Genomic DNA, 21,050 nt, shown 5'->3' with positions numbered 1-21,050 from the left:
TGATAGTATCCTAATGAGCGGATAGTAAAAAGTCAGCATTAAATCACCGTGGTAGCGTGCGCTGTCGGGGTTATCTTGTAACAAAACTTCTACTTGTGCTAACGTGGCGCGCAACGTTGCCGTACCACGGTTTCTTCCAGAGAAATCGGTGGTATCGCAGAAATTATATTGCCAGACAGGAGATGTGCGATGGATGCTCTTGAATTGCTATTGAATCGTCGTTCGGCCTCGCGCCTGACCGCGCCAGCACCGACAGGTGACGCATTGAATAACATTATCCACGCCGGTATGCGTGCGCCGGATCATGGTGCGATGCAACCGTGGCGCTTTTTTATGATCGAAAATGAGGGTCTGGATCGTTTTAGTTCATTGCTTACCCGTGCTGCACAGCAAGAAGGGCTGGACGACTCTGGCATCGATAAAGCACGCCAGGCTCCTTACCGTGCGCCGCTGATTATCACCGTTGTTGCGCATTGTGAAGACAGCCCGAAAGTCCCGCTCTGGGAGCAAATTGTCTCCGCAGGCTGTGCGGTTCAGGCGATGCAGATGGCGGCATTGGCGCAGGGCTTTAATGGCATTTGGCGCAGTGGTGCCTGGACGCATAACGCCCTGGTTCGTGAAGCGTTCAACTGTCGTGAACAGGATGAAATTGTCGGTTTCCTCTATCTTGGGACACCGCAACTGAAAGCATCAACCACGGTTACGCCGCTTGATACTGACGCGTTTGTTCACTACTTCTGATCGTCATCTTTTGAATAATATCGATTTTCTACCCGTTTTACAGTGTGCTTTCCCGCGAGTTATGCGGGAAATGCCCAGTCTGCTTGATGGTGAATAATGCGACTTTTTATTGCCGAAAAGCCCAGTCTTGCACGGGCGATTGCAGACGTATTACCCAAACCACATCGACGCGGTGATGGCTTTATTGCCTGCGGTCAACATGATGTCGTGACGTGGTGCGTTGGGCACTTATTGGAGCAGGCACAGCCGGATGTTTATGATGCGCGCTACGCCCGCTGGTCTCTCGCCGACCTACCTATCATTCCTCAAAAATGGTTGTTACAACCGCGCCCCTCTGTCAGCAAGCAGTTGAATGCGATAAAAAAACTCCTGAATGATGCCAGCGAAGTCATTCATGCGGGAGACCCCGATCGTGAAGGACAGCTGCTGGTCGATGAAGTACTGGAATATCTTTCCCTGTCGGAAGAGAAACGCCAGCAGGTACGTCGTTGCTTGATCAACGATCTCAATCCGCAGGCGGTAGAGCGTGCTGTTTCTCGTCTGCGAGAGAACAGAGAGTTCATTCCTTTATGTGTTTCGGCTTTGGCACGTTCTCGTGCCGATTGGCTCTATGGCATTAACATGACCCGTGCCTATACGATATTAGGGCGTAATGCCGGTTATGACGGCGTGCTGTCGGTTGGCCGTGTGCAAACGCCAGTGCTGGGGCTAGTGGTGCGACGAGATGAAGAGATAGAAAATTTCGTTTCCAAAGATTACTTTGAAGTTAAAGCTCATATCGTGACGCCAGCCGATGAACGCTTCGTCGCTATTTGGCAGCCCAGCGAGTCATGCGAACCTTATCAGGATGAAGAAGGGCGCTTACTGCACCGTTCTCTAGCAGATCATGTCGTCAAACGGATCGAAGGTCAGCCTGCGTTCGTCACCAGCTATAATGATAAGCGGGAATCTGAAACCGCGCCGCTGCCTTATTCGCTCTCGACGCTACAGATTGAAGCCGCGAAGCGTTTCGGGCTTAGCGCGCAGCAGGTACTGGACGTGTGTCAGAAACTGTATGAAACCCACAAACTGATTACGTACCCGCGTTCTGACAGCCGCTATCTGCCAGAAGAACATTTTGCCGGACGTCATGCCGTCTTGAATGCGATCTCAGTACACCAGCCAGACCTCTTGCCACAGCCGGTTATGGATATCGATCGGCGCAACCGTTGTTGGGACGATGGCAAGGTTGATGCTCACCACGCGATTATTCCCACTGCGCGTAGTGCCAGTGCCTCGCTGACGGAGAATGAACGCAAGGTATATGGTTTAGTCGCGCGACAGTACATCATGCAGTTCTGCCCGGACGCCGTGTTTCGCAAATGTGTTATTGAATTGGATATTGCGGGCGGTAAATTTATTGCCAAAGCGCGATTCTTGGCCGAGGCGGGTTGGCGAACGTTGCTTGGCGGCAAAGAACGGGACGAAGAAGACGAAGGTATGCCATTGCCCGTGGTAGCAAAGGGTGATGAGTTACTGTGTGAACGTGGTGAGGTTGTTGAGCGTCAAACTCAGCCGCCCCGGCCTTTTACCGATGCGACGCTGTTATCGGCGATGACGGGTATTGCACGTTTTGTGCAGGATAAAGAGTTAAAGAAAATCCTGCGAGCGACCGATGGTTTAGGCACTGAAGCGACGCGTGCGGGTATCATCGAGTTATTGTTTAAGCGGACATTTCTGTTTAAGAAAGCACGCTATATTCACGCGAGCGAAGCAGGGAGAGCATTAATTCACTCACTGCCTGCTAGCGCGGCGCACCCTGATATGACCGCACATTGGGAAGCCACGTTGACGCAGATTAGCGAGAAAAAATGTCGCTATCAGGATTTTATGCAACCGCTGACGAACTCCTTACAAGAACTGATTCAGCAAGCGAAACAAAACGGTGCGGTAAGGGCATTCAAAGGACTTTCTGCACCGCCGTCGGGTGCCGCAAAGCGGCGGAAGCCGCAGGCTAAAAAAGCGAAGGAGCAGGATCAATGAAATCGTTAGTGTCTTTGTGTTTCGCCAGTGTGATGCTGGTGCTACCCGCGCTGGCGCAGGCTAATCGCGGCGGAACCGATATTGTTGTTCCCGTTCCACCGGAAGTCTGGGGAGCAGGGACGACGGTTCGTGAGCAAAACAATAATTGCCTGCGCTGCTGTGTGTATGAAAACCGTAATTATTCTGAAGGCGCGGTGGTAAAGGTTGAAGGGGTGATTCTGCAATGTGTGCGAGATAAGCAAACGCTGGGAACAAACAACCTGATATGGCAATTGATTAAGCAGTAATTGTGAATTAAGAAAACATGACTGTTAATTTTAATCACCGCTGTGTTTTGCCGCACAGCGGTGATGTTATTTTTACAGCACACTCTTTTTAAAGTGTAAATTCCGCCCAGATTGGCGCATGGTCAGACGGTTTCTCCATTCCTCGGATATCGTAATCAATACCCGTGGCGACACAGCGTTCGGCCAGGAAGGTACTGGCGAGAATGAGATCAATACGCAGACCGCGGTTATCATCAAATCCAGAAGAGCGATAGTCAAACCACGAGAAACGATCATTGTTCTCTGGGTTGGCTGCCCGGAAGGTGTCGATGAGCCCCCAACCTTGCAAACGCGCCATCCATTCACGCTCTTCGGGTAAGAAAGAGCATTTACCGGTGCGTAGCCAGCGCTTGCGGTTCTCTTCACCGATCCCGATATCCAGATCGGTAGGGCTGATATTGACATCGCCCATCACAATCAGCGGCTGTGTCGCGCTGTGGTGTTGTTCCAGATAAGTTTGCAAATCTTGATAGAAGCGTGTCTTCGCGGGGAATTTCACTGGATGGTCGCGGCTTTCTCCCTGCGGAAAATACCCGTTTACTACCGTAAGCGTACCGTGCTCGGTGGCGAAGTCGGCCATGATAATCCGACGTTGCGCGTCCTCTTCATCCGTTGGGAAACCGCGACGGACAGCAATAGGCTGCTCTTTACACAGTAGCGCAACGCCGTAGTGGCCCTTCTGTCCGTGATAATAAACGTGGTAGCCATACTGGCTAACATCCTCTAACGGAAACATGTCATCGTGGACTTTCGTTTCCTGCAATCCGATCACATCCGGCTGGTGTTGTTCGATAATGGCGGCCAACTGATGAGGGCGCGCCCGCAGGCCATTGATATTAAAAGATACAACTTTCATGTTCGCTGCCATTCGCTAAAAAATGTGACCAGATGGTAGCAGAAAATGGCATGTGGCGTCACGGCGACGCGGTGCTTTCTGACTGGGAAGATGGACGACTTTAGGAACGGTGCGTGCAGATGAAAACTGCTGAGAATAAGATTCACTTATATTCAGTTGAATACGAGGCTTATCGACCGTTATACTCCGCACCTCGCAGGAGAGAGGGCGTATTATAACGCTCCGCCGAAGGCGCAAACTCCCATAATCGCTCAGGCTACCCTAACTGCGAATTCCATTGAAGCCAACTGGAGAGAGGTTGCTATGCAACCCACCGAAGGGGCAAGCAGCTCTGCTGCGTAAACTCTCAGGTAAAGCGGACAGAGGGAGTGGCACATTTCACAGGATAACTTGTGTGCTGACTTACATCTATCTGATCGCGATTACGGCAGAAGGGATGTCCGGGGCGCTGGCCGCCGGACGTCGCAATATGGATATTTTTGGCGTAGGCATGATTGCCTTCATTACCGCGCTTGGCGGTGGCACCGTTCGCGATATTCTCCTCGGTAATTACCCCATCGGCTGGACGCAGCATCCCGGCTATATCTACCTCACCATTGGTGCGGGTCTTTTCACGATTATCATTGCGCGCTTTATGCACCATTTACATCGCCTCTTCCTGGTGCTGGATGCGATGGGGCTCATTGCTTTTACCATTATTGGCTGTAATGTGGCGCTGAAGCTGAATTATTCGACGACTGTAGTGGTCATGGCGGGTATTGTGACCGGGATTTTCGGCGGCATATTGCGTGATATTTTCTGTAACCGTACGCCAATGGTGTTGAAGAAAGAGCTGTATGCCAGTGTCTCACTTTTAGTCGCACTTTTATATCTGGGTCTGAAGTCGCTTAATATCAATCATGATATTAACCTGCTGGCGTCATTCTCTATCGGTCTGGCTGTGCGATTGGCAGCAATCCGCTGGTCATGGCAGCTACCCGTCTTCTCTTATGTCCCAGGCCGCTGGAAAGGGAAGGCGTAAGATTATTTCCCCCATTGCATACTATTGTGCTGATTATTGGTGCAAGTGGCGGTGGGGGAAGGATAATTCGGCGCTTCGCACCTCACCCTGCGGGTCAACGCTGCGCGTTGCTCAAAACCGTATCGGTTTTGTCGAACCTTGGTCAAAGGTTCTCACCTTCCCCTTATGGGAATCTAATGCTTTAGTGTTGGAATATAATTCAGAAGTGCTGCTTTGAAATGGTGGTGGGGGAAGGATAATTCGGCGCTTCGCACCTCACCCTGCGGGTCAACGCTGCGCGTTGCTCAAAACCGTATCGGTTTTGTCGAACCTTAGTCGAAGGTTCTCACCTTCCCCTGCTGGGAATCTGATGCTTTAGTGTTGGAATGTAATTCAGAGGTGCTGCTTTGAAATGGTGGTGGGGGAAGGATTCGAACCTTCGAAGTCTGTGACGGCAGATTTACAGTCTGCTCCCTTTGGCCGCTCGGGAACCCCACCACTGGCCTTGCTGCAAGACGCTTTCGCTTCAAGCGGGGCGCATCATATCAAATGCCACGCCCCTGTAAAGCGGTATATATCAAAAATAAATGCGTCTGTCGTTTTTTTATTCCGTTCGGCGCATCCTTATACAAAAAGGTGTCCGATCAACCAATTACAGAATAATGGTGCGGTTACCGTAGACAAAAACACGCTGCGCCAGCACGCGGTAAAGCGCACGACTCAGAACATTCTTCTCAACGTCGCGGCCCGCACGCATCATGTCATCACCCGTGTACGTATGGTCGACGTGAATGACGTCCTGCATGATGATCGGGCCTTCATCCAGATTATCGTTGACGTAGTGAGCTGTCGCGCCAATGATTTTCACGCCGCGTTCGTATGCCTGATGATACGGTCGGGCACCGATAAAGGCGGGTAAGAACGAATGGTGGATGTTGATCACCTGGTTTGGATAGTGCTGAACAAACGCCGGTGTCAGTACTCGCATGTATTTTGCCAGCACGACGTAATCGGGTTTGTATTGATCGATCTGCGCGATCATCTGTTGGTCGTGTTCTTCGCGAGTCAGTCCTTCGTGGCTGACCAAATGGAAAGGAATATCAAACCGCTCGACCAACGTCTGTAACGTATCGTGGTTGCCGATGACGGCAGAGATTTCAACATCCAGACCGCCATACGCGCTTTTCATCAACAAATCGCCCAGGCAGTGAGCTTCTTTTGTCACCAAAACGACGATACGACGACGGCCTGCCGCGGTTAATTCGCGAGAAGATCCTTCGGGAAGTGCACCATCTAAATCGGCTAATAGCGTGGTGTCGTTGAAAATCCCTTCCAACTCGGTCCGCATGAAAAAGCGTCCAGTGCGATGATCGACAAACTCATTGTTCTGCACGATGTTCAGTTCGTGCTTATAACAAATATTCGTAATTTTCGCGATGAGCCCTTTTGCGTCGGGACAAATGGTTCGTAATACTTTTCTTTGTATATTTTGGGATTGCATGAGCGTGTGGATCCTGTCCAAAAACTAAAATAACGATCTTATGGTAACGCAGCAATAAGGCCGCGTGGGCGACTGCCTGTGTTCTATTGTCCGCAACACTTTTTGTATTTTTTACCGGAACCACACGGGCAAGGTTCATTTCTGCCTGTCTGCAAATGAACGCCGTCTATATAGTACCAGCGATTATGCTGGCGAAGGAAGCGTGAGCGTTCTCGCATTACTTCTGTGCGCTGCTTGTCGGTTTCCGATATATAACGCGCGGCAAATTCCACATAGCCTTCATCGGGCGTTTTTCCTGGAGACGTTGCCAGTATAGTGAGACCAAGCCACTGTGAATTCTCGCAGCTTTCAGTGAGTGACTCTCGCCATTTCTCGGGGTGGAGATCGGGATGCCAGGTAGCGATAAGGTAATCGACATCGTGCTTGACGTAGGCGGTATAGCGCGATCTCATTAAGATTGCGGGCTCGGCCGCTGTGGCGGCATGCGTGAGGTAGGGCTGGCAGCATGCGTTATACTGCAATCCACTGCAACAGGGGCAAGATTCTGACACAACGTCTCCTGAAGAAAATTTAAGATAAAAACTGATAGATAATAAACAGATCCCTATGCAGGATGCCGATATGTTACCTAAGAAACTCTACGTGTAGCAATGTGCGCTAAAATGAAGACGGGTGGATCAATCATGCAACGGAAAAAGATTGGAGTAGCCTTGGGGTCCGGGGCCGCGAAAGGATGGGCGCATATTGGTGTATTTAATGCGTTAACAGAAATGGGGATAGCCGTTGATATCGTCGCGGGCTGTTCTATCGGAGCCTTGGTTGGTGCGGCGTATGCCACAAACAATTTATCCTCAATGGATCGCTGGGTAAGAAGCTTCGGCTACTGGGATGTTATTCGCCTGATGGATCTCTCCTGGCAGCGCGGTAGTTTGTTACGTGGCGATCGCGTCTTTAACAGTGTGAAGCATTTGTTACATACAACACAGATCGAAGACTGTGATATCAAATATGGCGTGGTGACGACGAACCTTAGTACAGGGCGCGAGCTCTGGCTGACAGAAGGCGATTTACACCAGGCTATGCGGGCTTCTTGCAGCATGCCAGGCCTGCTATCCCCCGTTAGATTTAATGATTACTGGCTGGTGGATGGTGCGGTGGTTAACCCTGTTCCCGTTTCTCTGGCGCGAGCAATGGGTGCTGACATCGTGATTGCGGTTGATCTCCAGCACGACGCGAGCCTTAATCATCAGGACTTGCTGTCGATTAAGCCTACGGCATCGGACATTGATACGGGGAATATTCCACAAGATTGGCGTAGCCGGATTCGGGAACGTTTGCTGCGAGGTCGCCGTCAGCAAACAGAAAGTTCGCCAACGGCGATGGAGATAATGAGCACATCGATACAGATTCTGGAGAATCGGTTGAAGATGACGCGGATGGCGGGTGATCCTCCTGACGTGCTGTTGCAACCGCATTGTCCCCAAATTGCTACGTTAGATTTTCATCGTGCTCAGGAGGCGATAGATGCGGGCTATAAGGCGGTGGACAAGATGCGTGATGAACTGTTGCCACTAGCGAAAGAAGCATAGTGAAGAGCGTACACATGTAGTTTAGAACACATGTAGTTAAGAAAAATGTAGGTAAGAATACAGGGTGTGCCGTCTATCTGGCGCATTGACGTTAAAGCAGATGTGATTATTCGGTGTTTGAAGTAAGGGGTACTGATGGAACAACCACTAGCGGGTAAGCATATTTTAGTCATTGATGACGAGGCCGTTTTTCGATCTGTGCTCGCTGGTTATCTGACTTCTCTTGGCGCTTTAGTTCAGGAGGCGGTTAATGGATTAGATGCACTGAGTATTCTTGAGCATTACCAACCCGATTTAATGATTTGCGATCTAAAGATGCCAACAATGGGAGGCATTGAATTTCTTGAACATCTGCGCTTGAAGGATAACGACACACCAATACTGGTCATTTCTGCAACCAGCCAGATGGCAGACATCGCCAAAGTCTTGCGTCTTGGTGTTCAGGATGTGTTGCTAAAACCGATTCGTGATTACACGCGTTTGCGTGAGGCCGTGATGTCCTGCCTCTATCCTGACATGTTCACCTCACAGCTGAACGAGATGGATCAACTGATGCAGGATATGGACTCACTTAATCAATCGCCAGAAGCCGTCGCTAAACTGCTTGCTCAGTTACAGCCGCCCGTTCAGCAAACGCTAGCTAACTGTCGTGTTAACTACCGTCAGTTGACGACAGCGGAACAACTGGGGCTCGTGTTGGATATTGCCGCGCTTTCGGAGACAGAACTTGCATTCTATTGCCTTGATGTCACTCAGGGTGTCAATAATAATGGGACGCTTGCCGCCTTACTGCTTCGAACGTTGTTCAATGGACTGCTTCAGGAACATTTGGCCGATCAGCAACATCGTTTACCGTATTTGCCGACTTTATTAAAGCAGGTAAACCAGTTGCTACGACAGGCGAGCCTGAACGGTCGTTTTCCTTTGCTTGTTGGGTATTACCACCGGCAGTTAAAACAGTTGATACTGATCTCTGCTGGCCTAAATGCGACGCTGAATGTTAATGAACAGCAGATAGCACTGAATAGCGGTGTTCCGTTAGGAACGCTTGAAGGTGCTTACCTCAACCAGCTAAATTATCAGTGCGAAGCATGGCAGTGTCAGATATGGGGTGGTGGCGGTCGTTTACGACTCATGTTGTCTACAGAATAGTCTGATAGAACAAATCGGGGGCGGGGTTCGGGTAATATCTCTCTTTCGGCACTATTTTTATTTCCCACGATGTAGGGAGTTATCTTATTTTTATTGGACGCTAACGTTGGGACAAGCGCGCCCTTGTTAAAGTAGTTATACTCTTTCGGTTATCTTGATTAGATAAATAAAGTTCATTATTTGAACGGTATATAAGAGGCTGTTTATGTCTATTGTGAATAAAAAAGTAAAAAAAGCGGTCATACCGGTTGCGGGATTAGGTACGCGTATGTTGCCTGCCACCAAAGCCATTCCTAAAGAAATGCTGCCCTTGGTAGATAAACCGCTGATCCAATATGTCGTTAATGAGTGTATCGCCGCAGGGATTAATGAAATCATTCTGGTTACGCACTCTTCTAAGAATTCCATCGAAAACCATTTCGATACCAGTTTTGAACTGGAAGCCATACTGGAAAAGCGTGTTAAACGCCAGTTGTTGGAAGAAGTGCAATCCATCTGCCCTAAACACGTCACCATTATGCAAGTTCGTCAGGGATTAGCGAAAGGGCTGGGTCATGCCGTATTATGCGCGCATCCATTAGTCGGGGATGAACCCGTCGCGGTTATTTTGCCGGATGTGATTATTGATGAATATGAATCCGATCTGAAGAAAGATAACCTGAGCGAAATGCTGCAACGTTTTTCTACTACAGGCCACAGCCAGATTATGGTTGAACCGGTTGAAAATGTAAGTAGCTACGGCGTAGTTGATTGCAAAGGCGTGGAATTAAAAGCAGGGGATAGCGCACCTATGGTTGGTGTGGTTGAGAAACCTAAAGCTTCCGAAGCTCCATCTAATTTAGCTGTCGTTGGCCGTTATGTTCTCTCTGCTGATATTTGGTCTCTGTTGGAGAAAACACCACCAGGTGCGGGTAATGAAATTCAGTTAACTGATGCTATCGCGATGCTGATGGAAAAAGAAACGGTAGAAGCGTATCACCTGAAAGGTGTGAGCCATGACTGTGGTAACAAATTAGGTTATATGCAGGCATTCGTGGAATATGGCTTGCGTCATGACGGTTTAGGCGAAGAGTTCGCGCAATGGTTGGAAGAAACGATTGACGCAGAAGAAAAATAACAAAATGTAATAATTGCTCTCTGTTTACAAAAACAGAGAGCATCGTAAAACAGCGACGTATCTGTTTTTTCTTTGCGAAATGCGTATAAAGAAAAACCCCCGATAGCTATCGGGGGTTTTTTAGTCTTCAGGACTTATAAACAATTACAGCAGGAAATCGTCTAAAGATTTACCTTGCTCTTCGATTGCTTTCTTGATTACTGCCGGAGTACGACCCTGGCCAGTCCAGGTTTTAGCTTCGCCGTTTTCGTCAGTGTATTGATATTTTGCCGGGCGGGCTGCGCGTTTGCTTTTGCCTGCAACTTTCACTGAACCTAAAGATTGCAATAATTCGTTAGGGTCAATACCATCGGCAATCAGCATATCGCGATATTGTTGCAATTTACGCGCACGTTCTTCAACTTCAGCCTGAACCTGGCTATCTTCTTCGCGGCGTTCATTAACCACGACTTCCAGTTTTTCCAGCATTTCTTCTAAAGTATCCAGGGTGCATTCTCTTGCCTGGGCACGCAGAGTACGGATGTTGTTAAGAATCTTTAGTGCTTCGCTCATTGTGATAATCTCAAATTAATATTATTGGTGGCGTGTAGTGTGATAATAGAGTGCTATTTTCCTTTCTGCAATAGTCAAATTTGTAAGTTTGTTAAAAAACATCATTTTTAAAACAGATCTCACATCGTATGTTACATAAATATAAATACTTTCTTGTTATCAAAAAAATACATTTGGTATGCCGTTTTTTTACCTCAAACGGATAGTGAGTGGCTTATTGATGCCGCGCCGTTGTTATAAGGAATGTTTATATCTTTTATCATAATGAGCGACTAGTGGGGGCAGTGTGGGCAAGATGTGGTTGAGGAATAGCCCATTGCGCAGCGTGAAGACGAGTTGTTACAATAAGTTTTTACGACACGAAGATCATATAGCCTGTGTGTGGAGTAGCTGAGTGGCCCAACTTTATTTTTATTATTCTGCAATGAATGCAGGAAAATCGACGGCGCTATTGCAGTCGTCATATAACTACCAGGAACGTGGGATGCGCACGCTGGTGTTCACTGCAGAAATAGATAATCGGCATGGTGTGGGGATAGTAAGTTCAAGAATAGGCCTCTCTTCTCCGGCATTATTGTTTAATCCGCAGACATCTTTATTTGAACTGCTGGAGAAAGAGCACCGTGCTCAGCCCGTAGATTGTGTATTAATTGACGAATGTCAATTTTTAACCCGCGAGCAGGTGAACGAGCTTTCTGATGTCGTGGACCAATTAGATATACCGGTATTGTGTTACGGGTTGCGTACTGATTTCCGTGGCGATTTGTTTTCCGGGAGTCACTATTTATTAGCGTGGGCAGATAAGTTAATTGAGTTAAAAACGGTCTGTCATTGCGGTCGTAAAGCCAACTGCGTATTGCGGTTAGATGAGAAGGGTAATGCCGTCCATGAAGGGGAACAGGTCGTTATTGGTGGCAATGAGAGTTATGTTTCCGTGTGTCGTAAGCATTATAAAATTGCGCTGGGATTAACCCGTAAGGAAAGTGTGTAAGACGGTTAAATATCCGGCTAGCGGGATGATTAATAAACGGTACATTGATTTGTGCGCGTGTAATAAAAATGCCCAATCTTGAAAGGATTGGGCATTGTCGTGAACTAACCTATAAGGCAAGTAACGGTTGACGTGTTAATGTGCGGCTTTCTTGCCGGTTTTGGCGGCTTTTGCTACAGGTTCAACGGCTTCCGTTTTTACTTCTTCAGAGAACTTACGACCATAGTAAGTATCCAGCAGAATCTGTTTTAGCTCGGAAATCAGCGGATAGCGTGGGTTAGCGCCAGTACACTGATCGTCGAATGCATCTTCTGACAGTTTATCGACCTTGGCCAGGAAATCGGCTTCTTGGACGCCTGCTTCACGAATGGACGTTGGGATCCCTAGTTCGGTCTTCATTTCTTCCAACCAGTTCAGTAACTTCTCTATTTTCTGTGCCGTACGGTCACTAGGCGCAGTTAGACGCAGGTGATCGGCTATCTCTGCGTAACGACGGCGTGCCTGCGGACGGTCATACTGGCTGAACGTCGTCTGCTTGGTCGGGTTATCGTTCGCGTTATAGCGAATTACGTTAGAGATCAGCAGGGCGTTAGCCAGACCGTGCGGAATATGGAACTCAGAGCCCAGTTTATGCGCCATTGAGTGACACACGCCGAGGAAGGCGTTGGCAAACGCGATACCTGCAATTGTCGCAGCGTTATGCACGCGTTCGCGGGCAACCGGGTTTTTCGCACCGTCACGATAGCTGTCTGGCAGGTTCTCCTTCAGAAGTTTCAGCGCTTGTAACGCTTGTCCGTCTGAATATTCGTTTGCCAGCACGGAAACATAGGCTTCCAAGGAATGTGTTACGGCATCGAGCCCACCAAATGCACACAGCGATTTTGGCATATTCATCACCAGATTGGCGTCAACAATCGCCATATCTGGGGTCAGCGCATAGTCCGCCAACGGATACTTCTGTCCGGTTGCGTCGTCGGTCACCACGGCAAATGGCGTGACTTCAGAACCGGTACCGGATGTGGTGGTAATCGCCACCATCTTGGCTTTGACGCCCATTTTCGGGAACTTGTAGATACGTTTACGGATATCCATAAAGCGCAGCGCCAGCTCTTCGAAATGCGTTGTAGGGTGCTCATACATTACCCACATGATTTTTGCCGCATCCATTGGAGAACCGCCACCCAGTGCAATAATCACATCAGGTTTGAAGGAGTGCATTTGCTCCGCGCCTTTACGCACGATGCTCAGTGTTGGGTCAGCTTCAACTTCAAAGAAAACTTCGGTTTCCAGTCCGTGTTGTTTCAGTACGGAAGTCACTTGGTCAACATAACCGTTATTGAACAGGAAGCGGTCAGTGACGATAAATGCACGTTTTGCACCATCAGATGCGACCTCTTCCAGTGCGATAGGCAGTGAGCCACGACGGAAATAAATGGATTTGGGAAGTTTATGCCACAACATATTCTCTGCTCGCTTGGCTACCGTTTTCTTATTGATCAAGTGTTTCGGACCGACGTTTTCGGAGATGGAGTTTCCGCCCCAGGAGCCACAACCCAGTGTCAGAGATGGAGCGAGTTTGAAGTTGTAGAGATCGCCGATCCCCCCCTGAGAAGCGGGTGTGTTAATCAGGATACGCGCGGTTTTCATCATATTACCGAAATGATTCACGCGCTCTGGCTGATTGTCCTGATCGGTATAGAGACAGGATGTGTGACCGATGCCACCCATTGCGACCAGTTTTTCCGCTTTAATGACCGCGTCGTTGAAGTCTTTCGCACGGTACATCGCCAGCGTTGGAGACAGTTTTTCATGCGCAAAAGGTTCGGACTCATCGACCTCGGTGACTTCACCGATCAGCACTTTGGTGTTGGCAGGAACGGTGATGCCAGCCATTTCAGCGATCTTCGGTGCTGGCTGGCCCACAATGTCGGCATTCAGTGAACCGTTTTTCAGCAATATACCCTGGACGGCATGAAGCTCTTTACCTTTCAGCATGTAGCCGCCGTGGGTTGCAAAACGCTCACGCACGGCATCATAGACGCTGTCTACCACGATAACTGACTGTTCTGACGCACAAATTACGCCGTTATCGAAGGTCTTCGACATCAGAATAGAGGCAACGGCACGTTTGATATCTGCGGTTTCGTCAACGACAACAGGCGTGTTACCTGCACCTACGCCGATTGCTGGTTTACCGGAGCTGTATGCCGCTTTCACCATACCCGGGCCACCGGTAGCCAGAATCAGGTTGATATCTGGATGGTGCATAAGCTGGTTGGACAGCTCAACGGAAGGCTGATCGATCCAGCCGATGATATCTTTCGGGGCACCTGCGGCGATTGCCGCTTGCAGAACAATATCTGCGGCTTTGTTGGTTGCATTTTTTGCACGCGGATGCGGAGAGAAGATAATCCCGTTACGCGTCTTCAGACTGATCAGCGCTTTAAAAATCGCAGTAGAAGTGGGGTTGGTGGTGGGAACAATACCGCAAATCAGGCCAATAGGCTCTGCAATGGTAATAGTACCAAAAGTGTCATCAGTTGAGAGGACGCCACAGGTTTTTTCATCCTGGTAGGCGTTATAAATGTATTCGGATGCGAAGTGATTTTTGATGACTTTATCTTCCACGATCCCCATGCCGGATTCGGTCACCGCCATTTTTGCCAGCGGGATACGGGCATCTGATGCAGCGAGCGCGGCTGCACGGAAGATCTTGTCCACTTGTTCCTGACTGTAAGTGGCAAATTCCTGCTGTGCCTTTCTCACTCTTTCGACCAGTGCGTTAAGTTCAGCAACGTTGGTTACGGCCATAATGCTCTCCTGATAAATGTTAAACTCTTTCAGTCAATTGTTCGCCGAATAGAACAGTATAGATAAACGAACGGGGGGCGTTTCCGTTACCAGGCTATTCTTTTTTGCCTATCTCGCATTAATTGACTCAAAGAGCTTGTCATCCGCCGTTGTGGCGCGATTGTTACTTTTAAAAATACTGTAACCGCCGATATCATAAATTTTTGAAATATTGTTTTGAAAACAAGGCAAAATTAAGATGATTTACGCGTTCGCTACGGTATGGAATGAGCATACCTATTTGTGGGTGTCTTTTTTGTGATCAATATCGACTTTCCTTTAAGCTGACACCATTCAGCATGATGGTGTTGATAACCAATATCATTAACTCGGTGGGCTCAGGAGCTTTTCTACCTAAAATTGATCGGTAGGAGATAATCGGTGGCAGTGGTGCAGACAATTGCCGGGGGCAATTCCGGGAGTTACCTGTTCGTATAAAACGTGTTCGTATAAATATTGCTTATATCTTAATCGGGTTAGTTATTTTACACGCCAGCAATAGTTTGGAAATAGTGTGCTGTTGCCGTGCAAGGTGAGTAATCAAATTGTTAAAATAATCACATTTCAGTCAGGTAATGACGCGGATAGGTAAGCATACGTCATCATTTTTGTGCTGTGAAAATGATGAAACCCATTACGATGTTTTTTTGCTCAAAATCTATAAATTGCTGAATATTTAAAAAATACTTGCAAATAAAAAGAAAAAACATTGTATATCATGGGGTTAATTGCGGTGTCACTCTATTGCAATAAAACATTTATCGGGCAGTAGTAAAGAAAATTAAGCAACATCAATGTAAAAATATTGGCGAATGTGTCCGCTTTTGATAGCTTCGAGTTTCGACCTATTATCCGTTATTAACCCATAAATTAATTTTATGATTTATTTGGATAATAGGCGTTCTTTTCTGCTCTATGTGACAGCAATCTTTATGCATAGAGTCCGGTATGGCGTTGTATCAAGACAGGGGCGTTTATAAAGTGAAAATTCGCAAAACAAAACGATGCTTTGTTACCAGTATGATTGCCGCCGCAGTGATGGCGTCATGTGTGAATGTTCAGGCTGCTAATGTACCTGCCGGCGTTGAGCTGGCGAAAGAACAGGTTCTGGTGAGAAACAATGGCGCTGAGGTATCATCACTGGATCCGCATAAAATAGAGGGTGTACCGGAATCCAACGTTGCGCGCGATTTATATGAAGGGTTGGTGATTTCCGATCCTGATGGACACCCGATCCCCGGCGTGGCTGAGCGTTGGGAAAGCAGTGATTTTAAAGTCTGGACGTTCCATTTACGTAAAGATGCCAAGTGGTCAAATGGCGAACCGGTTACCGCTCAGGATTTTGTTTATAGCTGGCAACGTCTGGCCGATCCGAAAACCGTTTCGCCTTATGCTAGCTATTTACAATATGGTCATCTGCTGAATATCGATGACATTATTGCCAGCAAGAAATCACCTGATGCACTGGGTGTAAAAGCACTCGACGACCATACGCTGGAAGTGACATTAAGTGAGCCGATCCCTTACTTTTATAAATTACTGAATCACTCATCCATGTCTCCGGTAAATAAAACGGCAGTGGAGAAATTTGGTGATAAATGGACCCAGCCGGAAAACTGGGTGGGGAATGGCGCCTACCGTCTTAAGTCCTGGGTCGTGAATGAACGGCTTGTGCTAGAGCGCAATACCCAATATTGGGATAACGCCAAGACCGTGATTAATCAGGTCACCTATCTGCCGATTGCTTCCGAAGTGACGGATGTTAACCGCTATCGTGCAGGTGAAATTGATGTCACCAATAATAAATTACCTATTGAGCTATTTCAGAAGCTAAAAAAAGAAATCCCACAAGAAGTTAACATCAATCCCTACCTCTGCACCTATTATTACGAAATCAATAATCAGAAACCGCCATTTAACGATGTGCGAGTGCGCACCGCTCTGCGTATGGGGCTTGATCAAGACATATTGACCAATAAAGTTAAAAATCAGGGCGATATTCCTGCGTATGGCTATATTCCTCCCTTCACGGATGGCCTGAAAGCGCATACGCCAGAGTGGTTTACCTGGCCACAGGCTAAACGTAATGAAGAAGCGAAAAAACTACTGGCGGAAGCGGGTTATACCGCAGATAAGCCGCTAACGTTTAATTTGCTTTATAACTCGTCTGATTTGCATAAAAAGATGGCGATCGCGGCTGCATCGATCTGGAAACAGAATCTGGGCGTTGACGCGAAGTTGGAAAACCAAGAGTGGAAAACCTATCTCAGTACACGCCATCAAGGCAATTATGATGTCGCGCGTGCAGGATGGTGTGCGGACTATAACGAACCAACATCGTTCCTGAATAGCATGCTGTCAGACAGCAGCAATAACACCGCGCATTACAAGAGCGCCGCGTTCGACAAGCTGATGGAGCAGGCTGTTCAGGCAAAAACGGACGATGAACGAGCACAAGTTTATCAGCAGGCAGAATCGCAGTTGGATAAAGATGCGGCCATCGTACCGGTCTATTACTACGCGAACGCCAGACTGATAAAACCGTATGTCGGTGGCATTACCGGCAAGGACCCGTTGGATAATCTACGGGTGAAAGATCTCTATATCATTAAGCATTAATCCGCTGCTGTTTACGGTTTGATGCAAATGAAATGAGCGAGTAGCGATTAATTTGGTGTTTAATCTCTGGTTACCCATTCCTGCCATGTGGGAATGGGTCGGGAGTCGAATCGATTAACCGTTTTCTCACAGGGCGTTAATTCAGGAATCGTGCTGGGATAACTAACACGACAACATTACAGGAGAAAATAATGACACACATCACAACTAAAAAAAGAATAGCTGCCGCTATTATCGCGGCATTAAGTAGCACGATGGCTGTTTCTGCCTTCGCCGCGACCGTTCCCGCCGGCGTTCAGTTAGCAGAAAAACAGGAATTGGTGCGTAACAACGGCGCTGAGGTTTCATCCCTTGACCCGCATAAAATCGAAGGCGTGCCAGAATCCAACGTGTCGCGCGACCTGCTGGAAGGGCTGGTCATTTCTGACGTTAACGGCAAAACCAGCCCAGGCGTAGCGGAAAGCTGGGATAACAAAGATTTTAAAGTGTGGACATTCCACCTGCGTAAAGATGCCAAATGGTCCAATGGTGAGCCAGTTACCGCACAGGATTTCGTCTACAGCTGGCAGCGTTTGGCCGATCCAAAAACGGCATCGCCTTACGCTAGCTATCTGCAATATGGTCATTTGCTGAATATCGATGACATCATCGCTGGTAAAAAATCCCCTGATACGCTGGGCGTGAAAGCGATCGACGATCATACGTTTGAAGTCACGCTTTCCGAAGCCGTACCATACTTCTATAAACTGCCTGTTTACGTCGCAATGTCGCCAATCAATAAAGCCGTTGTCGAAAAATTCGGTGAAAAATGGACGCAGCCGCAAAACTGGGTTGGTAATGGTGCCTACAAGCTGAAAAGCTGGGTAGTGAACGAAAAAATGGTACTTGAGCGTAACCCGCAATATTGGGACAACGCCCATACTGTGATTAATCAGGTGACATATTTGCCGATTGCGTCTGAAGTGACGGACGTCAACCGCTACCGCAGCGGTGAAATCGACATGACGTACAACAACCTGCCAATCGAACTCTTCCAAAAGCTGAAGAAAGAAATCCCGGATGAAGTGAAGGTTAACCCGTACCTGTGTACTTACTACTACGAAGTTAACAACCAGAAGCCGCCATTTAACGATGTACGCGTACGTACCGCGCTGCGTCTGGGCCTGAGCCAGGATATTCTGACTAACAAAGTGAAGAATCAGGGCGATATTCCTGCTTATGGTTTTGTACCACCGTATATCGATGGTCTGAAAGCGTCAGTACCGGAGTGGTTCACCTGGTCACAGGCGAAACGTAATGAAGAAGCGAAAAAACTGTTGGCAGAAGCGGGTTATACCGCAGAGAAACCGTTGACGCTGAGCCTACTGTACAACACCTCCGATCTGCATAAGAAGATGGCGATCGCGGCTGCCTCTATCTGGAAACAGAATATCGGTGTGGACGTTAAGCTGGAAAACCAGGAATGGAAAACCTTCCTCAGCACTCGTCATCAGGGGACTTATGATGTTGCACGTGCCGGATGGTGTGCGGACTATAACGAACCTTCAACCTTCCTGAACAGCATGCTGTCGGACAGCAGCAGTAACACCTCGCACTATAAGAGCAAAGAGTTTGATGCACTGGTGGCGAAATCCTTGCAGGTGAAAACTGATGAGGAGCGCGCTGCGGTTTACCAGCAGGCGGAATCGCAACTGGATAAAGACGCCGTCACCATACCGGTCTATTACTATGCGAATACCCGACTGGTGAAACCTTATGTTGGTGGATTAACGGGCAACGATCCCCAGGATAATGTTTACGTGAAAGATCTTTATATCATCAAGCACTAATAATAATGGCTGGCAGCACGCCGTTGTGATGCCAGCCTTTTATAGGTACGAGCAATGTTAAAATTTATTCTTCGCCGCTGTTTAGAGGCGATTCCAACACTATTTATCCTGATCACCATCTCGTTCTTTATGATGCGATTGGCGCCCGGCAGTCCTTTTACCGGCGAGCGTAATTTACCGCCAGAAGTGATGGCGAATATTGAAGCCAAATATCATTTGAACGACCCAATAATGACGCAGTACGGTAACTACTTGCTGCAATTGGTACAGGGTGATTTCGGTCCTTCTTTTAAATACAAAGACTATTCCGTGAACGATCTGGTCGCGACGTCTTTCCCGGTTTCAGCGAAATTAGGGTTCGCTGCATTTATTCTGGCCATTGTTTTTGGTGTCAGTGCGGGAGTGATCGCGGCGCTGAATCAAAATACGAAATGGGATTATACCGTGATGGGCTTTGCCATGACGGGGGTGGTTATTCCCAGTTTTGTCGTCGCACCCTTATTGGTGCTGATTTTCGCCATTACGCTGCGTTGGCTGCCCGGTGGTGGCTGGAACGGTGGGGCACCCAAATACATGATTTTACCGATGGTGGCGCTGTCTTTGTCTTATATCGCCAGCATCGCGCGTATTACGCGAGGATCTATGATCGAGGTTTTGCACTCTAACTTTATCCGCACCGCGCGCGCCAAAGGGTTGCCGATGCGTCGCATCGTTCTGCGCCATGCGTTAAAGCCCGCGTTGTTGCCTGTGCTCTCTTACATGGGGCCTGCGTTTGTAGGGATTATTACTGGCTCAATGGTCATTGAAACCATTTTTGGTTTACCCGGTATTGGACAACTGTTCGTGAACGGTGCACTGAACCGCGACTATTCACTGGTACTGAGCTTGACGATTCTGGTCGGCGGCTTAACTATTTTATTTAATGCGATCATTGACGTGCTCTACGCTGTTATCGATCCGAAAATTCGCTATTAATTGGGGGCGTTATGTTTTGGAATCGAAAAAACGTTGAAGCGTTAGAGAACTTCACCGAGCAAGCTGAAATTGAAGGACGCAGCCTGTGGCAGGATGCGCGTCTGCGCTTTATCCATAACCGCGCTGCGTTGGCCAGTCTGTTCGTTTTGGCTGTGATTACCGTATTTGTGATTTTTGCCCCCATGCTGTCGGCATTTGACTATGCCGATACCGACTGGGGAATGATGTCAGCCGCGCCGGATATGACATCTGGGCACTATTTTGGCACGGACTCATCCGGCCGTGATCTGCTGGTTCGCGTTGCCATCGGTGGGCGCGTCTCGCTGATGGTTGGTGTGGCGGCGGCGCTGGTGGCCGTGATCGTCGGAACGCTGTATGGCGCGATGTCCGGTTATCTGGGCGGGAAAGTGGACTCGGTAATGATGCGTCTGCTGGAGATCCTCAACTCGTTCCCATTCATGTTCTTCGTCATTCTGCTGGTGACGTTCTTTGGGCAGAACATGCTGCTGATCTTCGTGGCCATCGGCATGGTGTCCTGGCTGGATATGGCGCGTATCGTGCGCGGCCAGACCTTGAGCCTGAAACGTAAAGAGTTCATTGAAGCGGCGATGGTTTCCGGTGTTTCCACGCGCGGTATTGTGCTGCGTCACGTTGTGCCTAACGTATTGGGCGTAGTGGTGGTTTATGCCTCATTGCTGGTGCCAAGCATGATTCTGTTTGAGTCCTTCCTGAGCTTCCTGGGGCTGGGGACGCAGGAACCGTTAAGTAGCTGGGGCGCTTTGCTGAATGATGGTGCTAACTCAATGGAAGTGTCGCCATGGTTACTGTTTTATCCGGCGGCGTTTCTGGTTGTCACGCTGTTTTGTTTTAACTTTATCGGCGATGGCCTGCGTGATGCCCTCGACCCGAAAGATCGCTGAGGAGCATTCA

At 48.4% G+C, this 21,050-nt stretch carries 17 protein-coding genes, 1 tRNA gene, 2 other RNA genes and 1 riboswitch; of the genes, 12 read left to right on the top strand and 8 right to left on the bottom strand.

Features of this window, described 5'->3' with window-relative positions; all coding sequences use genetic code 11:
- Positions 1–189 precede the first annotated feature (189 nt).
- The 3 genes from CLR69_RS05385 (at position 190) to CLR69_RS05375 (ending at position 3,050) form a co-directional block, all read left to right on the top strand.
- Entirely contained in the window at positions 190–741 is a 552-nt protein-coding gene (locus tag CLR69_RS05385; protein WP_129711279.1) for an NAD(P)H nitroreductase, read from the top strand.
- Positions 742–837: 96 nt separating this feature from the next.
- Entirely contained in the window at positions 838–2,763 is a 1,926-nt protein-coding gene (locus CLR69_RS05380; protein ID WP_129707794.1) for a DNA topoisomerase III, read from the top strand.
- On the top strand, positions 2,760–3,050 hold the full coding sequence (locus CLR69_RS05375; protein ID WP_129707797.1) for a YnjH family protein: 291 nt from the start codon (positions 2,760–2,762) through the stop codon (positions 3,048–3,050). The genes CLR69_RS05380 and CLR69_RS05375 overlap by 4 nt, the downstream gene beginning before the upstream one ends.
- 88 nt (positions 3,051–3,138) lie before the next feature.
- Here the strand turns inward: CLR69_RS05375 and xthA are convergent, their stop codons facing one another.
- Complete coding sequence (gene xthA / locus CLR69_RS05370) at positions 3,139–3,945, bottom strand: exodeoxyribonuclease III (protein WP_129707800.1); 807 nt, start codon at positions 3,943–3,945, stop codon at positions 3,139–3,141.
- 277 nt (positions 3,946–4,222) lie between these two features.
- A riboswitch (glycine riboswitch) is annotated at positions 4,223–4,318 on the top strand.
- Between the two features lie 21 nt (positions 4,319–4,339).
- On the opposite strand from xthA, the gene CLR69_RS05365 reads away from it, so the two are divergent.
- Positions 4,340–4,966 (top strand): trimeric intracellular cation channel family protein, encoded by a 627-nt coding sequence (locus CLR69_RS05365; protein WP_129707803.1) that lies wholly within the window; start codon positions 4,340–4,342, stop codon positions 4,964–4,966.
- Positions 4,967–5,012: 46 nt separating this feature from the next.
- On the opposite strand, the gene CLR69_RS05360 is transcribed toward CLR69_RS05365, so the two are convergent.
- The 5 genes from CLR69_RS05360 to CLR69_RS05340 all read right to left on the bottom strand — a co-directional run bounded on the left by CLR69_RS05360 (position 5,013) and on the right by CLR69_RS05340 (position 6,997).
- Positions 5,013–5,142: non-coding RNA, RtT sRNA (locus CLR69_RS05360), on the bottom strand.
- A gap of 43 nt (positions 5,143–5,185) precedes the next feature.
- Positions 5,186–5,315, bottom strand: a non-coding RNA gene (locus CLR69_RS05355) — RtT sRNA.
- Positions 5,316–5,358: 43 nt separating this feature from the next.
- Positions 5,359–5,443 (bottom strand) — tRNA-Tyr (locus CLR69_RS05350).
- A 154-nt stretch (positions 5,444–5,597) separates the two neighbouring features.
- Positions 5,598–6,446, bottom strand: coding sequence for a formyltetrahydrofolate deformylase (gene purU / locus CLR69_RS05345; protein ID WP_129707806.1), 849 nt, complete (start codon positions 6,444–6,446; stop codon positions 5,598–5,600).
- Between the two features lie 83 nt (positions 6,447–6,529).
- Positions 6,530–6,997, bottom strand: coding sequence for a YchJ family protein (locus CLR69_RS05340; RefSeq protein ID WP_129707809.1), 468 nt, complete (start codon positions 6,995–6,997; stop codon positions 6,530–6,532).
- A gap of 132 nt (positions 6,998–7,129) precedes the next feature.
- Between CLR69_RS05340 and rssA the strand changes: the two genes are divergently transcribed.
- From rssA to galU, 3 genes are all read left to right on the top strand, one after another.
- Positions 7,130–8,035, top strand: a complete 906-nt coding sequence (rssA, locus tag CLR69_RS05335) for a patatin-like phospholipase RssA (RefSeq protein ID WP_129707812.1) — start codon at positions 7,130–7,132, stop codon at positions 8,033–8,035.
- Between the two features lie 135 nt (positions 8,036–8,170).
- A complete protein-coding gene (gene rssB, locus CLR69_RS05330) occupies positions 8,171–9,187 on the top strand; it encodes a two-component system response regulator RssB (RefSeq protein WP_129711278.1) in 1,017 nt (338 codons plus the stop codon).
- 205 nt (positions 9,188–9,392) lie between these two features.
- A complete protein-coding gene (gene galU, locus CLR69_RS05325) occupies positions 9,393–10,304 on the top strand; it encodes a UTP--glucose-1-phosphate uridylyltransferase GalU (protein ID WP_129707818.1) in 912 nt (303 codons plus the stop codon).
- A gap of 144 nt (positions 10,305–10,448) precedes the next feature.
- Here the strand turns inward: galU and hns are convergent, their stop codons facing one another.
- Positions 10,449–10,856 (bottom strand): histone-like nucleoid-structuring protein H-NS, encoded by a 408-nt coding sequence (gene hns / locus CLR69_RS05320; RefSeq protein WP_129707821.1) that lies wholly within the window; start codon positions 10,854–10,856, stop codon positions 10,449–10,451.
- A 394-nt stretch (positions 10,857–11,250) separates the two neighbouring features.
- Between hns and CLR69_RS05315 the strand changes: the two genes are divergently transcribed.
- Complete coding sequence (locus CLR69_RS05315) at positions 11,251–11,847, top strand: thymidine kinase (RefSeq protein ID WP_129711277.1); 597 nt, start codon at positions 11,251–11,253, stop codon at positions 11,845–11,847.
- Positions 11,848–11,982: 135 nt separating this feature from the next.
- Here CLR69_RS05315 and adhE read toward each other — a convergent pair whose 3' ends face one another.
- Positions 11,983–14,658, bottom strand: a complete 2,676-nt coding sequence (gene adhE / locus CLR69_RS05310) for a bifunctional acetaldehyde-CoA/alcohol dehydrogenase (RefSeq protein ID WP_129707827.1) — start codon at positions 14,656–14,658, stop codon at positions 11,983–11,985.
- Between the two features lie 987 nt (positions 14,659–15,645).
- Here adhE and oppA (CLR69_RS05305) point away from each other — a divergent pair.
- The 4 genes from oppA (CLR69_RS05305) (at position 15,646) to oppC (ending at position 21,040) form a co-directional block, all read left to right on the top strand.
- A complete protein-coding gene (gene oppA, locus CLR69_RS05305) occupies positions 15,646–17,316 on the top strand; it encodes an oligopeptide ABC transporter substrate-binding protein OppA (RefSeq protein WP_131534984.1) in 1,671 nt (556 codons plus the stop codon).
- A gap of 191 nt (positions 17,317–17,507) precedes the next feature.
- A complete protein-coding gene (gene oppA, locus CLR69_RS05300) occupies positions 17,508–19,145 on the top strand; it encodes an oligopeptide ABC transporter substrate-binding protein OppA (protein WP_129711276.1) in 1,638 nt (545 codons plus the stop codon).
- A 54-nt stretch (positions 19,146–19,199) separates the two neighbouring features.
- Positions 19,200–20,120 (top strand): oligopeptide ABC transporter permease OppB, encoded by a 921-nt coding sequence (oppB, locus tag CLR69_RS05295; protein WP_129707835.1) that lies wholly within the window; start codon positions 19,200–19,202, stop codon positions 20,118–20,120.
- A gap of 11 nt (positions 20,121–20,131) precedes the next feature.
- A complete protein-coding gene (gene oppC, locus CLR69_RS05290) occupies positions 20,132–21,040 on the top strand; it encodes an oligopeptide ABC transporter permease OppC (protein WP_010295218.1) in 909 nt (302 codons plus the stop codon).
- Positions 21,041–21,050: the final 10 nt, after the last annotated feature.

The sequence above is a fragment of the Pectobacterium zantedeschiae genome, assembly GCF_004137795.1.
GTDB lineage: Bacteria > Pseudomonadota > Gammaproteobacteria > Enterobacterales > Enterobacteriaceae > Pectobacterium > Pectobacterium zantedeschiae.
The sequence above is the reverse complement of the archived record's forward strand: the minus strand, read 5'-3'. Positions and strand labels throughout refer to the sequence as shown.

Bases quoted from the DNA above. Each gene is read 5' to 3' on its own strand.
- CLR69_RS05375 (WP_129707797.1), top strand. From the start codon at position 2,760: ATGAAATCGTTAGTGTCTTTGTGTTTCGCCAGTGTGATGCTGGTGCTA.
- rssA (WP_129707812.1), top strand. From the start codon at position 7,130: ATGCAACGGAAAAAGATTGGAGTAGCCTTGGGGTCCGGGGCCGCGAAA.
- adhE (WP_129707827.1), bottom strand. From the start codon at position 14,658: ATGGCCGTAACCAACGTTGCTGAACTTAACGCACTGGTCGAAAGAGTG.
- rssB (WP_129711278.1), top strand. From the start codon at position 8,171: ATGGAACAACCACTAGCGGGTAAGCATATTTTAGTCATTGATGACGAG.
- CLR69_RS05385 (WP_129711279.1), top strand. From the start codon at position 190: ATGGATGCTCTTGAATTGCTATTGAATCGTCGTTCGGCCTCGCGCCTG.
- oppC (WP_010295218.1), top strand. From the start codon at position 20,132: ATGTTTTGGAATCGAAAAAACGTTGAAGCGTTAGAGAACTTCACCGAG.
- galU (WP_129707818.1), top strand. From the start codon at position 9,393: ATGTCTATTGTGAATAAAAAAGTAAAAAAAGCGGTCATACCGGTTGCG.
- purU (WP_129707806.1), bottom strand. From the start codon at position 6,446: ATGCAATCCCAAAATATACAAAGAAAAGTATTACGAACCATTTGTCCC.
- oppA (WP_131534984.1), top strand. From the start codon at position 15,646: ATGGCGTTGTATCAAGACAGGGGCGTTTATAAAGTGAAAATTCGCAAA.
- CLR69_RS05380 (WP_129707794.1), top strand. From the start codon at position 838: ATGCGACTTTTTATTGCCGAAAAGCCCAGTCTTGCACGGGCGATTGCA.
- oppA (WP_129711276.1), top strand. From the start codon at position 17,508: ATGACACACATCACAACTAAAAAAAGAATAGCTGCCGCTATTATCGCG.
- xthA (WP_129707800.1), bottom strand. From the start codon at position 3,945: ATGAAAGTTGTATCTTTTAATATCAATGGCCTGCGGGCGCGCCCTCAT.
- hns (WP_129707821.1), bottom strand. From the start codon at position 10,856: ATGAGCGAAGCACTAAAGATTCTTAACAACATCCGTACTCTGCGTGCC.
- oppB (WP_129707835.1), top strand. From the start codon at position 19,200: ATGTTAAAATTTATTCTTCGCCGCTGTTTAGAGGCGATTCCAACACTA.